The following is a 12,066-nucleotide window of genomic DNA, read 5'->3' on the forward strand; positions in this document are numbered from 1 at the left end:
CGCCACGTTGACGCCGCTCGACGATAACGGCGAGCCATGCATAGGATTGCTCACCGGTCATTGCACGCGGCTTCTGGCAGCCGGCTGCAGCGGGATCGTGCTGCTCGGAACGACCGGCGAGGCCAATTCATTCACCATCGAAGAACGCAAGATCATTTTGGAAGCGGTGGTCGGGGCTGGAATCCCCGCATCGCGCTTGATCGTCGGTACCGGCTGCTGCGCGCTGGGGGACTGCGCGACGCTCACCAGGCACGCGCTCTCCGTTGGCGCGGCGCGCGTCTTGGTGCTTCCGCCCTTTTACTATAAGAACGTGAGCGACGAAGGAATCGTCCAGGCTTATTCGCGCACGATCGAAGCGGTTGACGACGATCGCCTCCGCTTGTATTTCTACAACATTCCGCAATTCTCGGGCGTGGTCATCGGTGACGGAGTCATCGAATCGTTGTCCGCCCAATATCCCGGCATCGTCGCGGGCATCAAAGACAGCGCCGGAGATTGGCCCGCCACCGAGATGCTGTGCGCGCGGTACGGCGGCGCGATGGATGTGCTCGTCGGCAGCGAGCGGTTTCTGGTCGCCGGGATCTCTGCCGGCGCGAGCGGTTGCGTCACCGCGACCGCCAACGCCTTTGCCGACTCGATTTGTCGATTGTTCGCAAGCCTCAACGAGCCGGCGGCGATCGCATTGCAAGAACGCGTCACCGCCGCACGAGCAGTATTCGAAGGTTACCCCGTCATCGCGGCGCTCAAGGAATTCGAAGCGCGCCGATCGGGCGACGCGCGATGGAGAAATGTACGTCCGCCGCTGACGGCGATGCGGCCCTCCGATGCAGACACGCTGGCCGCCAAGTTGAGCTCCGTTCTGTAGGAGGGCAAGCTCGTACTAGGGCGAGCATCGCTCGCCCAAAAAAAATTAGGGCAAGCGTTGCTTGCCCTCCTACATTTTCGATGGGGCAAGCGTTGCTTGCCCTAGTACGGATATCTTATACGCGGTGATGGTGATAAAGCCTTAGCGGACCGACTGCCCTGCGGCGCGGGCGCGGCGGAATTCTCTTCCCCGCACCGCGTCGCTGCGCAGGTCGCAGATGTGCCGCATCGCAAGTTGATAGAGCAAGTCCGGCGTGGCGAGACAAGCGTCATCGCGCCGTCTCATATCTTCACGCCCCAGCCGCCGAACAGCGCGCTGTCCGCACCTTGCGGAATGTGGACGAGTTCCGTGCGCGTGATGCCTAGAATGTCTTCTGCGTTCGCCTTTGACGCTGAAGTTCTAATCCCGATCCTTACCATGAGCCCCTTGTTGCCTCCGTAGTCGCTTGTAACTTACTAACAGCTTACACTAGTTACTTATAACCTGTCAACACAAGTAAGAGGTTATTAATCGTCCTTGTCTGCGGGACTAATGCTTGCTATATAACCACCGTAAGTACTATAATAGTTCAAACATAGATCACGGTGAGGCACCATGAAAGAACGAGTCGGAGATAAACCCGCGCCGGAACGATTACGGATCATACAGGCGTTCATGAACACGGCAACGTCGGGCCGCGAGGATTTCGCCGGACCGGACTGCCTGCGTGAGTGGCTTGCCGACCACGGTCTGCTCGAGGGCGACTCGGCCCTGAGCGCGGCGGACTTGCGTCAGGCGATATCGGTGCGAGATGCGCTGCGTCAGCTCGCATCGGCTCGTCAAGATGGCCGCTTGGATTCCGACGCCGTCGAGACGCTCAACCGGGCCGCCCGCAGTGCGCAGATGTCCGTATCGTTTGGACAGGACGGCCGGGCATGCGTCGAGTCTCTCGCGCCCGCCGTCGATGGCGCGCTAGGAAAGATCATCGCGATCGTCGTCGACTCGATGACCGACGGCACGTGGGACCGCCTCAAAATCTGCCGCGACGCCGGATGTTCGTGGGCCTTTTACGACCGGTCCAAGAATCACTCGGGCACGTGGTGCGACATCGCCGTTTGCGGCAATGTGGCAAAAGCGCGCACGTATCGCGCGCGGCACGGGACCAAAGCCGGGTGATGGACACCTCCGATCGCGAGCGAGCGCGATTGATCGACACTTCGAAGAAGGGTTGGGCACATCGATGATGCGCGCGCGCACGATATTCGTCATGGTCTTCGTAATTCTGATTGCCGCCGCATCGTCAAGTGCGGCCGCTTCAAAGCCCCAAGCGACGGTCACCGGCATTCCGCTCGACGCCCCGTGGAAGGCAAAGATCTACGCGCTCGCCCGGACGAAGTTCATCCATCCAGCCTGGGGCTGGCAGCACAGCGAGCGCAACTATCAAGTGGCGATGCGCCTCGCAAAGGGTGACGGCCTAGCCGTGGACACAGACGTGCTCTTCGCCGCATCGTTCTTGCATGATATGGCCGCGTTTCCGCCTTATGCCAAGAAAGGCATGGAGCACGGCGACCGCGCCGCGCAGACGAGCGAGGCGGTGCTGCGCGATGCGGGTTTTCCAATGGCTAAATTCGCGGCCGTGCAAGCCGCCGAGCGCGGGCATATGTACTATAGCGATGCCGGCTCGCGACCGGAATCCATCGTGCTGCACGATGCGGATTCTCTTGACTTTCTCGGCGCCATCGGCGCAGCGCGCATGATCGCGCTCACCGGTGAGAAGGCTCCGGATTTCAGCGCGGCCGTCACGGCGTTGCGCGGATTCGAGCGCGACATCCCGCCGCGGCTCATCACCAAGACTGCGCGCGCTATCGGTGCGCAACGCGCCGAAGAGCTGCAGCGAATCCTCGACCAGCTCAAGCGCGAGGCGTTTGACGGCAAGGCCATGTGAATTCGCGCCGCGGCCGCGCCGGAAAGAAAACGCCCTGCGAACGCGATTTCGCAGGGTTTTTCGTTCTGACGCTCCCTCGCTGTTGCTACTTCGGCGAGATCGGCGAGCGCACGCACACCGTTCTAAGGCGTTTCGCAAAGCGACATTAGCGGACCGTGAGAATGAACGATCTCCTTCCTTAAATTGGTTGTCGACATCCATTTGTGGGCAAGTGTCTTCATGTATGTATAGGGCGTTTTAGATTACTGGATCGAGCCGAACTCTTCTAAGGAGAATGAACCTTGAGTAAATGGAAATCGACTTCAGCGCTGCTCCTCGTCGCCGGGGTCGCGTTAGCAGGCTGCAGCAGTGTGGCCAATCGGATCGGGGGCCTTGGACAAAATGGAGACGCGCGCCTGATCGACGCTTCGCCGGCGACCGTGCAAACCGGAATCGCTCTTGAAGCCGACGGCGGCGTCATCAATTCGGGCTTGAGCGCCACGACGCCGATCGGCGTCTACAGCGCGGTCGGTGCGACTGCGATCAACTTCGACGTCAACACCGGCGCCAGCACCACCGACCTCGTCCCGTCCATCCGCATCAGCATCGCTCCTTCGACAAACTATTCGATCGTGTTGGAAGGCGAGCCCGGCTCGCTCAATTACAAGGCGTTCGGATTTCAAGATACAAACGCTTTGCCTAATTCGGCGACCGTTCGCTTCAAGGTGAACAACGCAGCCCCGAACCTCACGACGCCTGTCGACGTCTACGTCTGGCTGTCGACAACCGCCATTCCGACTACGCCGACTGTTCCCGGACTTGAATTGAACCAAGATTCAGGCTCCTCCGCGACAAAGCCGGGCAACGCGTATATCCCGCAGCAGGGTAGCTTAACGACGTTGGCGGCAGGCGTATACAACATCGACATCGTCGCTGCGGGCGGCATTCCGAACGGAACGTCGGATCTCTTCGACGGCACCGCGTCGTTTGTTCTGGCGACCACGTACTCGTTGACCATCCAGGATGTCGACGCGACGCCCGATAACATCAGCGTGTTGTCGTCGATCGACGAGCCGTTCCAGGGATCCAATCAGACTTCTGTCTTGAGGCGGATCGTCCACTAATAACTCGGCGAAACTTGAAGCGGCCGGCCGTGCACAACGGCCGGCCTATTCTCGTCCTGGGGCCGAAGGGCCGAAGGGCGCGCTCGACGGTCCTACGAAGCGCGGCACTCCGATTCGGAGGACACTGCCGTGCGCCGTCTCTACGCAGTTCTTTTTGCCGCTCTTGCGCTTGTCGGTTGCGGCTCGCGCTCCGCGCTTCCGCGCGCCGATGTTCCACGCGCGCACGGCATCGGCTCCCAACCGCAGGTCCTCCAAAAAGGAACCGGCGGTCAATGGGTCACGCTAAAGGTCCAGACGGCGTCCGGATTGCTCGGTCCGATCGTGGCTGGTCCGAACGGCGAGATGTGGTTCATCGATGAAAACGCCGGATCGCTTGCCGAAGTCGCGATGGGCGGCCGGGTGCACGAGTTCTCGCTCTCCGGATTCCTAGGCGGCAACGCGGTCGCATTGTCGGTCGGTGCTGACGCCCGTCTCTACGTAAGCGATGAGACGACGAGCATCACGCGCGTGACCGCGGGCGGAGCAGCCCTGCAGATACCGATTCCAAGCGGCGACAACACATCGATCGACAGCAACGGCCTCGGTCCGGACGGAAACGTCTGGTTTGCGGAGTTCAACCACATCGGCAAGGTCACGCCGGCCGGCGTGATCACGGAATACGCGTATCCCACGCAGCCCAACATCAATCAGTACGGCGGTGTCACTGCGGGCCCCGACGGAAACGAATGGTTTTCCGAATCGTCGAACAACGCGATCGGGAAGATCAATCCGAAGACGGGTAAGATCACGGAGTTCAAACTCCCGCAAACGTGCATACCGTCGGCCATCGTCACCGCCAAGGACGACCACATGTGGTTCGCGTGTCTGACGACGTCGCCCATGGTCGGCCGGATCTCGATGGCCGGCAGCATCAAGATGTTCACCGGCGGTGGAGCGTTCAGTTCGAACGAGACCGAACAATTCGGCGCAGTGGGCCCGGACGGCAACCCTTGGTTCGCCTCCGGGAACAACAACGTCGTCTTCAACGTCGACACGACGACGCTCAAGTTGACGTCGTTCGATCCGCCATTGCTCTCGGGCGAGCGGCCGGACGCTTAGCAAACCGGTCCGGACGGCAATATATGGGTGACCACGGTGGGTCTAGACCATATATACGTGCTCGTCGTCAATCCGCTCTCCGTGACGCCGACCAAAGTGAACTTCACGGGCGACGGCCAAACCAAGACTTTGGTCGCCGCCGAAAACGGCACGACCGCTTGGACGGGCACTTCGTCCGACACCGCGGTCGCGACGGTCTCGCAGGGCTCGCCGAGCACGAATTTTATCGTGACGTCCGTCGGATCGGGGTCGTGCAAAGTGACGATCGCCGATGCAGCCGGCAATAGCGTCAAGGTCAAAGTCACGGTGCCGTAACGGTCCCACTGCCCGATTTCCGCCGCCTTTCATGGCCTTTTCACGGCCATGAAGTAGGCTTCGCTGCTATGACTCTCGATTCGATCGCTACGATCCGTAGCAGGGAGACATCCATGACACAGCCGCCGTCAAGCCGCGTTTACATTCTAGGTCTCGTAGGCATCATCGCTCTCGCTGCAGCGCTTCCACTTCGGGCCGTCGCCGCACCCGGGCTTGGGCCGGTGGTCACTACGGAAGACGGCGGACAGATCTTCGGCTTCGATATCGACGCCCACGGCAACGATGGCGTGCTGAGCTCGTCGCAGGACATGCCGAATGGGGACGTCTTGAGCTCGGTGGAGACATTCAATCAAACGACGGGAAAGATAGTCAAGAAGGTGCTCGTTAGACGCAACCAAACCGATTTTGTCACCGTCGGCATATTCGCAAACGACGTCGGGTTGGTCAATCACGAGCTTGACCATGGCGTGCGCGAGTACGGCGTCATGGATCCCGTCAAGCGAAATGCATTCACGCGCAGGTGGACGCCGCCGGTAAATCCGATAGAAGTGTTGGAGCGCGCCGATAATCAGGAAACGACGACGAGCGTTCTCTACGCGATCGAGTTGTTTAACCAAGATGTGCCCGACCTTATCGTCAGCGACGTCGCCAGCAACACATTCTCGCGCATCATACACCTCGATCCGAACACATTCGGTCTCAACGACGGCCCCCGGATCGCACAAGACACGGCCAATAACAAAGCGGTCATCGCCACCTCGCCCGACGGCGGGACCGTCGGCGGCTCGGTCCCGCTGATCGCGACGATCAATCTTGCCAATGGCAAGATGAAGTCGTTCAACGGAGTCGTCACCGGCTTGTTCCATTCCGGATTCGTCAATGGACTGGCGGTGGATTCGACGACCGGCATCGCCTGCACGACGACCGAGCTAGACGCAGACGTCGAGTTCTACGACCTCGCGCATGGGACCGGTCATTTCGTGAGCCTTCCGAACGCCGGCGGGAATCAAGCAGAGACCGGCGCTGCAGTGGTGAGCGACTCGATCCATCACCTCTTCTTGGTCGCGCAGCCGAATTCGAGCATCTCGAGCGGCAGCACGATCTACGTCTACCGCGAAAACGGCGATCTCCTCGAATCGATCAACGGCTTCAGCTTCTCGAACGCGTTTTCCGTCATCGCGGCCCGGATCGCGTTAAACCCGTCGAAGCGGATCGGATTTGTGAACGGGCCCGACATCACCCAACTACAGGGGTTCAGCTATTGAGCACCCGGGGTTTTCCAGCAAGCGGGTCGAAACGGTGCGGCCCCGATCGGTCCCTCTCGGTCGCGGGCACCATTCCTCAAGGAAAGGATCGATCATGGCAGTGCTGGAGAAGGTCGCGATTCAAGGCGTCGACGCCGCTATCTACTTAGTCAAAGACGTCGATCGGGCGAAGAAATTCTGGCAGGACACGATGGGCTGCACGATGACTATGGACTACGGTCCATACGGCGGCGAATTCACGTTTGGCGACGACACGACATTTGGTCTCTACAAACCTGACGACCAGGAATGGCGTCGAGGCGGCGGGATGATTTTCCGCGTCGACGACCTGCCGGCTGCGGTCGAGCATTATAAATCGCGCGGGGTGAAGTTCGATGAGGACGGAAAAATCGAAGAATCTCCCGGGTGCTGGATGGCATTCGCCGAGGACAGCGAAGGCAATAACTTCATCCTGCACAAGCGCAAGGCCTGAGTAGATTCATCCCTCTTGAGCCCTGCTTAGCCGCAGGGCTCTCTTGCGTTTCCCGGTGGGAGGCTCGTTTATGTCGAATCGAATCAATCATCTCGCCGTTTGGGTCGCTGCCATCGTCTTCTTCGCGTGGGGCGCGCTGTGGTACGGCTTGTTGTTCGGGAACCAGTGGCTTGTCGCGCTCGGCAAGACGATGGCGGAACTGCCCGGTTCGCCAACCACCTACGTCTGGTCGTTCATACTCGGATTGATCCTGTCGTACGCGACTGCCATGGCGCTCACGCGGCGCCCCGAAGACCAGTCGTTGGCGCAAGGGATCAGCTTCGCGCTGTTCATGGGCGTCGCCGTCTACGCCACGCAGACGCTCAATCATCTGATCTATGAGAATGGTTCGATGTCGCTCTGGATCATCAACACCGCCTACACCGTCATCGGCTTCGCGATCGTCGGTGCGATCGTCGGTGCGTGGAAGAAGCGCTTGTAGCAGTCGTAGCCCAAATGGATGTAGGAGCCGACCTTTATGGTCGGCTCTGCTCACCCTTTTACAGCGATGAGTTCGAAGAACTTCGCGAGATCGATGTTGCCGCCCGAGACGACGGCGACGATCGGCCCGTCGGCGTCAACGTCAGTATAGAGCGCGGCAGCCGCGGGCAGGGCGCCGGCGCCTTCGGCGATCACGCGGGATTTTTCGGCAAGCGTCCGCATCGCACGCTTGGTCTCATCGAGTGTGACGACGATAGAGCCGTCCACGATGTCTTTGATCCGCTGCCACATGCGGGGAAATACACTCTTGCCGCCGGCGCCGTCGACGAACGTCGGCTGCCAAGCGTCGAACTTCGACGCCGCGCCCGTGGCGAACGAAAGCGCACCCGGCGCGGCGGTCTCCGGCTCCGCGCCGAACACGCGCACATTCGGATTGAGCGCCTTGATGCCCGACGCGACTCCGCAGACCAGCCCGCCGCCGCCGATAGCGGCGATGACAACGCCGGCGTTTGGAAGGTCCTCCATGATCTCCAATCCCATCGTCGCGTTGCCCGCGATGAAGTCGTCGTCATCGAACGGATGGATGAACGCGCCGTCGACCCCTGGGAACTCTCGTCGCTCCATAGCCTCCCAGCAGGCGTCGAATGGAGCGCGCACAAGTTTTGCGCCCAGCGCTTGCATGCGTTCGACTTTGGTTTCCGGCGCGGTATCGATCGTGACGACTGTGCATGGAATGCCCGCCTGCCGCGCGGCGAACGCCACTCCCTGCCCGGCATTGCCCGCGCTGATGGTCCACACCCCGCGGGTCCTGCGGTCGTGGGGAACCTTTGCCACGGCGTTCGCGGCGCCGCGCAATTTGAACGAGTTGATCGGTTGGAGATTCTCGAGCTTTAGATAGATCTCGCGGCCGCCCTGACCGGTTTCCAGCTTCACGAGCGGCGTGCGCGCAATGGTGCCGGCGATGCGTTCGCGGGCATCCTGTATCTCGCGCAAGGTGATTGGGCGGACGTCGGCGGGCGATTGTGCCATGTTTCTCTCTACTTCATGTGCGCGGCGATGTAGTCGATCCAATGCTCGTAGACGTCGAGCGTGCGGACGGGGTCGCTCGGAAAGTGTCCGTTCACCGGCCAGACGCGCATCGTGGCATCCTTGTGATTGTCGCGCAACGCGCGCCAATACATCGACGACGTCGCAAACGGGTCGCGATTGTCGCCGACATCGGAGAGGATGAGCACGGGCGTGGTGACGTCCGCGGCATAGGTTATGGCCGATACCCGGCGCCACTCTGCTGCGTTGTTCCCGACGAACGGAGAACCGTGGAACAAGGCGACGTCAGCGTCGCTGTCGTCCGCGACTCCGTAGTCGGTCATCCAGTCGTTCACTGACGCACCTGAAACGGCCGCGTTCCAGATGTGATATTTCGAGATCATCCACGCCGTCATGATCCCACCGTACGACCAGCCGGACACGGCGATGCGGCGGTCATCGACAAATCCCCGGGCGCGAACGGCGTTCACCGCGGCCATGATGTCTTTTCCAGGGCCATCGTCTGGATCGTATAGCACGCTCCGGAGGTATTTGAGTCCAAGATTCAAGCTGCCGCGGTAGTTCGGTTCGAGGACGAGCCAACCACGTGCGGCCATCAGTTGAGCCAATTCGTCGAACCCACGCACCGATGCGCTCGTCGGGCCTCCGTGGATCTTCAAGACCATCGGATATTTGCGATGCGGGTCAAAGCCCGGCGGTGTCAGCAGCAACGCGTCACCCGTGATCCCGAGCGTGGTTCGATATTCGATCGTTTGCGCGTCAGCGAGATCGAGACCGGCCGTCGCGTCGTTATAGTTGGTCAGCTTCACTGTGCCGCCGGCGCTGGCACGAAGGTAGAGCTCTGCAGGCCGTTTGACATCGCTCGCGACGAAGACCATCGAACCGTCCTGCGCGATGGCGCCTTGAAGCGGCGATTCGACGCGCAGGCCGTCGATGGGCATCGGCGCGGGCGGACCGTTCAGCCCGGCTCGGAGCATCGTGAGCGACGTTGCCTCAGGCGCCGTCATGACGACGCCACTCGAATCGGGAAGCCACGCGAGGTCGTTGAGGTAGCAATCGCAAGCTTGCGATAAAGCAGTTCCTTCTCCGCCAGCCGGCGTTGTGACGAACGCTTCGACTTGATTGCTTTGAACGTCTCCGCTTGAATACGCATAGGCTACGTGCTTGCCGTCCGGCGAGTAGAGCGGGCTGCTCTCGTAGGCGTCATGTTGGGTGAGCTTCGAGAGCTTGCCGGTTGCGGCATCGACGACATCCACGTACGAGCGATCGGAGTCATTGAGAATAGCGTTCGGTGTGAGCGTGAACGCGATCGACTTTCCGTCGGCGGACCACGAGATCGTGGATTGGGCCTGACCGGTCGCGACGCTTTGGGCGCCTGAAGTGAGCTGGCGCGCGTGACCTCCGTCGGCGGCGATCACAAAGAGATGCACCGGACGCGGCAGCGAACGAGCGGTAATCGATTCGGTCGTGAAGATGAAGCTGTCGCGGAAGCGGTCGGCGCCCGTGCGCTTCGGCATGGGATCGGCCGCGGTGTAGGCGATTTCGCCGCCGTCAGGCCGCCACGCGAACTGCAGCACGCCGTCGGCTGCGTTCGTCACGGGGCGGGCGTCACCACCGTCGAACCGCAGCATCCAAACTTGCGGCTGCGCGTTGTCGCCGCTTCCTGCGTCTGCGATGAATGCAAGTTTGGTGCCGTCGGGCGAAAAGGCGGGCGCATCCAGATCCTTGCGATCGTGAGTGATCGCGCGCCGCTCGTGTGTCGCGATGTCGATAAGGTCGAGATCGGTCGATTCCGTGTCGTCAGCCCAGGCAATCCGCGACACCACGACGACCGCGCGCTTGCCGTCGGGAGAAATCGCCGGCGCCGAAAGGCCGACGATGTTTCGAAAATCCGATGGCTGCATGCTGCGCGCGTCGGCATGCGAGACCGAGCAAATCGACGCGATCAAGCACGCCGATATCCCCAGCACGAATGGAACGCGTCCCATTGGTTTCATCTCCACTTTCTAGTATGTGAATCGGGTGATGGCGTCGGCCGTCGGGCCATCGATGAAGCCCACCCGTTTGGCCGGATTGATGGCCAGGCCGGGAGTGATCCCGAAGGCCTTGATGCCGGTGATCGACTCCACGACGTTGCCGTTCTCATCGAAGATATCGACGACGCTGTCGCCGGGCGGGCCAATGCTTCCGTTTGGTTGCGCGACGAGAAAGAGATGGTGGATAGGGTCGCTTGCCACTGCTTCGCCGGAAAACGACTGACCGCCGTTGGCGCCCGGGAGCTGCACGAAAAATCCCGTCTCGCGTGCTAGATCGTAGAATTCCACGTCCGCGTCGAGTTCGGTCGTCGTGCAGGCGATGCCGGTCGAAGAATCCACCGCGAGACCGTTCACGAAGCCTGAATGGAACGGCGGGATGATCACGCCGTTGAATTCTCTCATATTGCCGTTGGAGAGATTGACCGTGGCGATCAGCGGCTCTTGTCCGCCGACCGCACCCGCGTCGGGCGAGGTCGCAAAGACCGCCCGGTTGTGCGCGATGTCTTGCGCCATTTGCGGTTGATCCGCTCCGCCGAAGTGGCCCGGGTCTAGATCGAACACGGGCCCAAATGTGTTCGACGCGATCATCGAACTGAAGACGAATGGATTGCCGCTAAGGTCGGTGGCGAAGATCGCGCTCTTTGCGGTCGACTGGTTCGAAGCGACACGTTGAAGGAGGAAGTTCGATCCGTTCGGCGGCGTCCACTTGCCCGTGAACATGTTCGACGTAACGGGAGCGAGGATGCGAAAGGTGCGTATGTTCCGATTGTTCACGACGTGCTCGTGCAGCACGAGACCCACGTCATCACCCACGATTCCGTACGTGACGAAGTCGTCCATCGTCCGCGTCGTCACGACGACTTTTGCGATTTTCGCCGTTGTCTGATCGAAGGTCTCCACGGATGCGAGAACCTGGCCTTGCGGCGAGATGGTCTGTGCCGATGCGAGAAGGCCGTCGTTGCCGTTTTGATCGACGTCGAAGCCGAACACTTGGCCGCCGTCGGCGGTGTGCAACACCTTTCCCACTTCAAAGCCGGCGCGGCCGAGCTGTCCGTGAGGACCCATCGGTTGGAGTATGCGCAGCGGCCGGATGTTGCCGCTCGTCGGCCCGGCGGAAGACCGGCTCGACCCAAGCACGGCAAGCGACAGCATTGCAGCCGTCGCGCACGTGAATACCAAAGCGCGTGTGATCATGCGCCCTCCTTCGCAGCAAACATCGGGATTGCCGCTAAATATCGCGCGATTCCGCCGCGATTCGGCTTGCAATTTCGCATCACAATCGATCGGCAAAAGGTCGCGGCGACCCATTGCGTAACATAGCGATTCGTCAGGAGGGCCTCCATGCACGCCTTACTCGCTCTCATCATCGCTGTGTTTTCCTATGTCGCGCCAATGCCGCAGCCGAGCGCCGTACAGCCGAACTCGCCGGCTCCTACGCCCGCGGCCTCGGCATCAACGTCC

At 61.0% G+C, this 12,066-nt stretch carries 14 protein-coding genes; 9 read left to right on the plus strand and 5 right to left on the minus strand.

The features are described 5' to 3' along the window. On the plus strand, window positions 1-865 hold an 865-nt coding region (locus VII69_07780; GenBank protein HEY5094996.1), incomplete at its 5' end, for a dihydrodipicolinate synthase family protein. 141 nt (window positions 866-1,006) lie between these two features. Here VII69_07780 and VII69_07785 read toward each other — a convergent pair. Together VII69_07785 and VII69_07790 are read right to left on the minus strand one after the other, a co-directional pair. Further along, the gene (locus VII69_07785) at window positions 1,007-1,150 is read right to left on the minus strand and encodes a hypothetical protein (GenBank protein HEY5094997.1); all 144 of its coding nucleotides are present in this window, start codon (window positions 1,148-1,150) and stop codon (window positions 1,007-1,009) included. Then, window positions 1,147-1,284, minus strand: a complete 138-nt coding sequence (locus VII69_07790) for a hypothetical protein (GenBank protein HEY5094998.1) — start codon at window positions 1,282-1,284, stop codon at window positions 1,147-1,149. Before VII69_07790 ends, VII69_07785 begins: the two co-directional genes overlap by 4 nt. Window positions 1,285-1,459: 175 nt before the next feature. On the opposite strand from VII69_07790, the gene VII69_07795 reads away from it, so the two are divergent. The 8 genes from VII69_07795 to VII69_07830 all read left to right on the plus strand — a co-directional run bounded on the left by VII69_07795 (window position 1,460) and on the right by VII69_07830 (window position 7,523). After that, window positions 1,460-2,020 (plus strand): ABATE domain-containing protein, encoded by a 561-nt coding sequence (locus VII69_07795; protein HEY5094999.1) that lies wholly within the window; start codon window positions 1,460-1,462, stop codon window positions 2,018-2,020. A 64-nt stretch (window positions 2,021-2,084) separates the two neighbouring features. Next, window positions 2,085-2,789: an HD domain-containing protein gene (locus VII69_07800; GenBank protein HEY5095000.1), complete on the plus strand. Its 705-nt coding sequence runs from the start codon at window positions 2,085-2,087 to the stop codon at window positions 2,787-2,789. A gap of 281 nt (window positions 2,790-3,070) precedes the next feature. Further along, a complete protein-coding gene (locus VII69_07805; GenBank protein ID HEY5095001.1) occupies window positions 3,071-3,892 on the plus strand; it encodes a hypothetical protein in 822 nt (273 codons plus the stop codon). Between the two features lie 129 nt (window positions 3,893-4,021). Next, window positions 4,022-4,990, plus strand: coding sequence for a hypothetical protein (locus VII69_07810; GenBank protein HEY5095002.1), 969 nt, complete (start codon window positions 4,022-4,024; stop codon window positions 4,988-4,990). A 27-nt stretch (window positions 4,991-5,017) separates the two neighbouring features. Continuing rightward, a complete protein-coding gene (locus VII69_07815) occupies window positions 5,018-5,305 on the plus strand; it encodes a hypothetical protein (GenBank protein ID HEY5095003.1) in 288 nt (95 codons plus the stop codon). 113 nt (window positions 5,306-5,418) lie between these two features. After that, window positions 5,419-6,570, plus strand: a complete 1,152-nt coding sequence (locus VII69_07820; protein HEY5095004.1) for a hypothetical protein — start codon at window positions 5,419-5,421, stop codon at window positions 6,568-6,570. 94 nt (window positions 6,571-6,664) lie between these two features. Further along, window positions 6,665-7,042, plus strand: coding sequence for a VOC family protein (locus VII69_07825; GenBank protein HEY5095005.1), 378 nt, complete (start codon window positions 6,665-6,667; stop codon window positions 7,040-7,042). A 70-nt stretch (window positions 7,043-7,112) separates the two neighbouring features. Continuing rightward, window positions 7,113-7,523: a DUF1761 domain-containing protein gene (locus VII69_07830; protein HEY5095006.1), complete on the plus strand. Its 411-nt coding sequence runs from the start codon at window positions 7,113-7,115 to the stop codon at window positions 7,521-7,523. Between the two features lie 50 nt (window positions 7,524-7,573). On the opposite strand, the gene VII69_07835 is transcribed toward VII69_07830, so the two are convergent. Genes VII69_07835 through VII69_07845 form a run of 3 tightly spaced genes read right to left on the minus strand, consistent with a single transcriptional unit; the run spans window position 7,574 to window position 11,799 of the window. Further along, window positions 7,574-8,551, minus strand: coding sequence for a pyridoxal-phosphate dependent enzyme (locus VII69_07835; protein ID HEY5095007.1), 978 nt, complete (start codon window positions 8,549-8,551; stop codon window positions 7,574-7,576). 8 nt (window positions 8,552-8,559) lie between these two features. Beyond that, entirely contained in the window at window positions 8,560-10,557 is a 1,998-nt protein-coding gene (locus tag VII69_07840) for a S9 family peptidase (protein ID HEY5095008.1), read from the minus strand. Between the two features lie 18 nt (window positions 10,558-10,575). Further along, window positions 10,576-11,799: a hypothetical protein gene (locus VII69_07845; GenBank protein ID HEY5095009.1), complete on the minus strand. Its 1,224-nt coding sequence runs from the start codon at window positions 11,797-11,799 to the stop codon at window positions 10,576-10,578. Window positions 11,800-12,066: the final 267 nt, after the last annotated feature.

The sequence above is a fragment of the Candidatus Eremiobacteraceae bacterium genome (assembly GCA_036511855.1).
In the GTDB taxonomy this organism is placed as follows: domain Bacteria; phylum Vulcanimicrobiota; class Vulcanimicrobiia; order Eremiobacterales; family Eremiobacteraceae; genus JABCYQ01.

Coding starts and splice junctions, on each gene's coding strand:
- VII69_07790 (HEY5094998.1), bottom strand. CDS start 1,284: ATGGTAAGGATCGGGATTAGAACTTCAGCGTCAAAGGCGAACGCAGAA.
- VII69_07785 (HEY5094997.1), bottom strand. CDS start 1,150: ATGAGACGGCGCGATGACGCTTGTCTCGCCACGCCGGACTTGCTCTAT.
- VII69_07830 (HEY5095006.1), top strand. CDS start 7,113: ATGTCGAATCGAATCAATCATCTCGCCGTTTGGGTCGCTGCCATCGTC.
- VII69_07825 (HEY5095005.1), top strand. CDS start 6,665: ATGGCAGTGCTGGAGAAGGTCGCGATTCAAGGCGTCGACGCCGCTATC.
- VII69_07835 (HEY5095007.1), bottom strand. CDS start 8,551: ATGGCACAATCGCCCGCCGACGTCCGCCCAATCACCTTGCGCGAGATA.
- VII69_07820 (HEY5095004.1), top strand. CDS start 5,419: ATGACACAGCCGCCGTCAAGCCGCGTTTACATTCTAGGTCTCGTAGGC.
- VII69_07845 (HEY5095009.1), bottom strand. CDS start 11,799: ATGATCACACGCGCTTTGGTATTCACGTGCGCGACGGCTGCAATGCTG.
- VII69_07795 (HEY5094999.1), top strand. CDS start 1,460: ATGAAAGAACGAGTCGGAGATAAACCCGCGCCGGAACGATTACGGATC.
- VII69_07840 (HEY5095008.1), bottom strand. CDS start 10,557: ATGGGACGCGTTCCATTCGTGCTGGGGATATCGGCGTGCTTGATCGCG.
- VII69_07800 (HEY5095000.1), top strand. CDS start 2,085: ATGATGCGCGCGCGCACGATATTCGTCATGGTCTTCGTAATTCTGATT.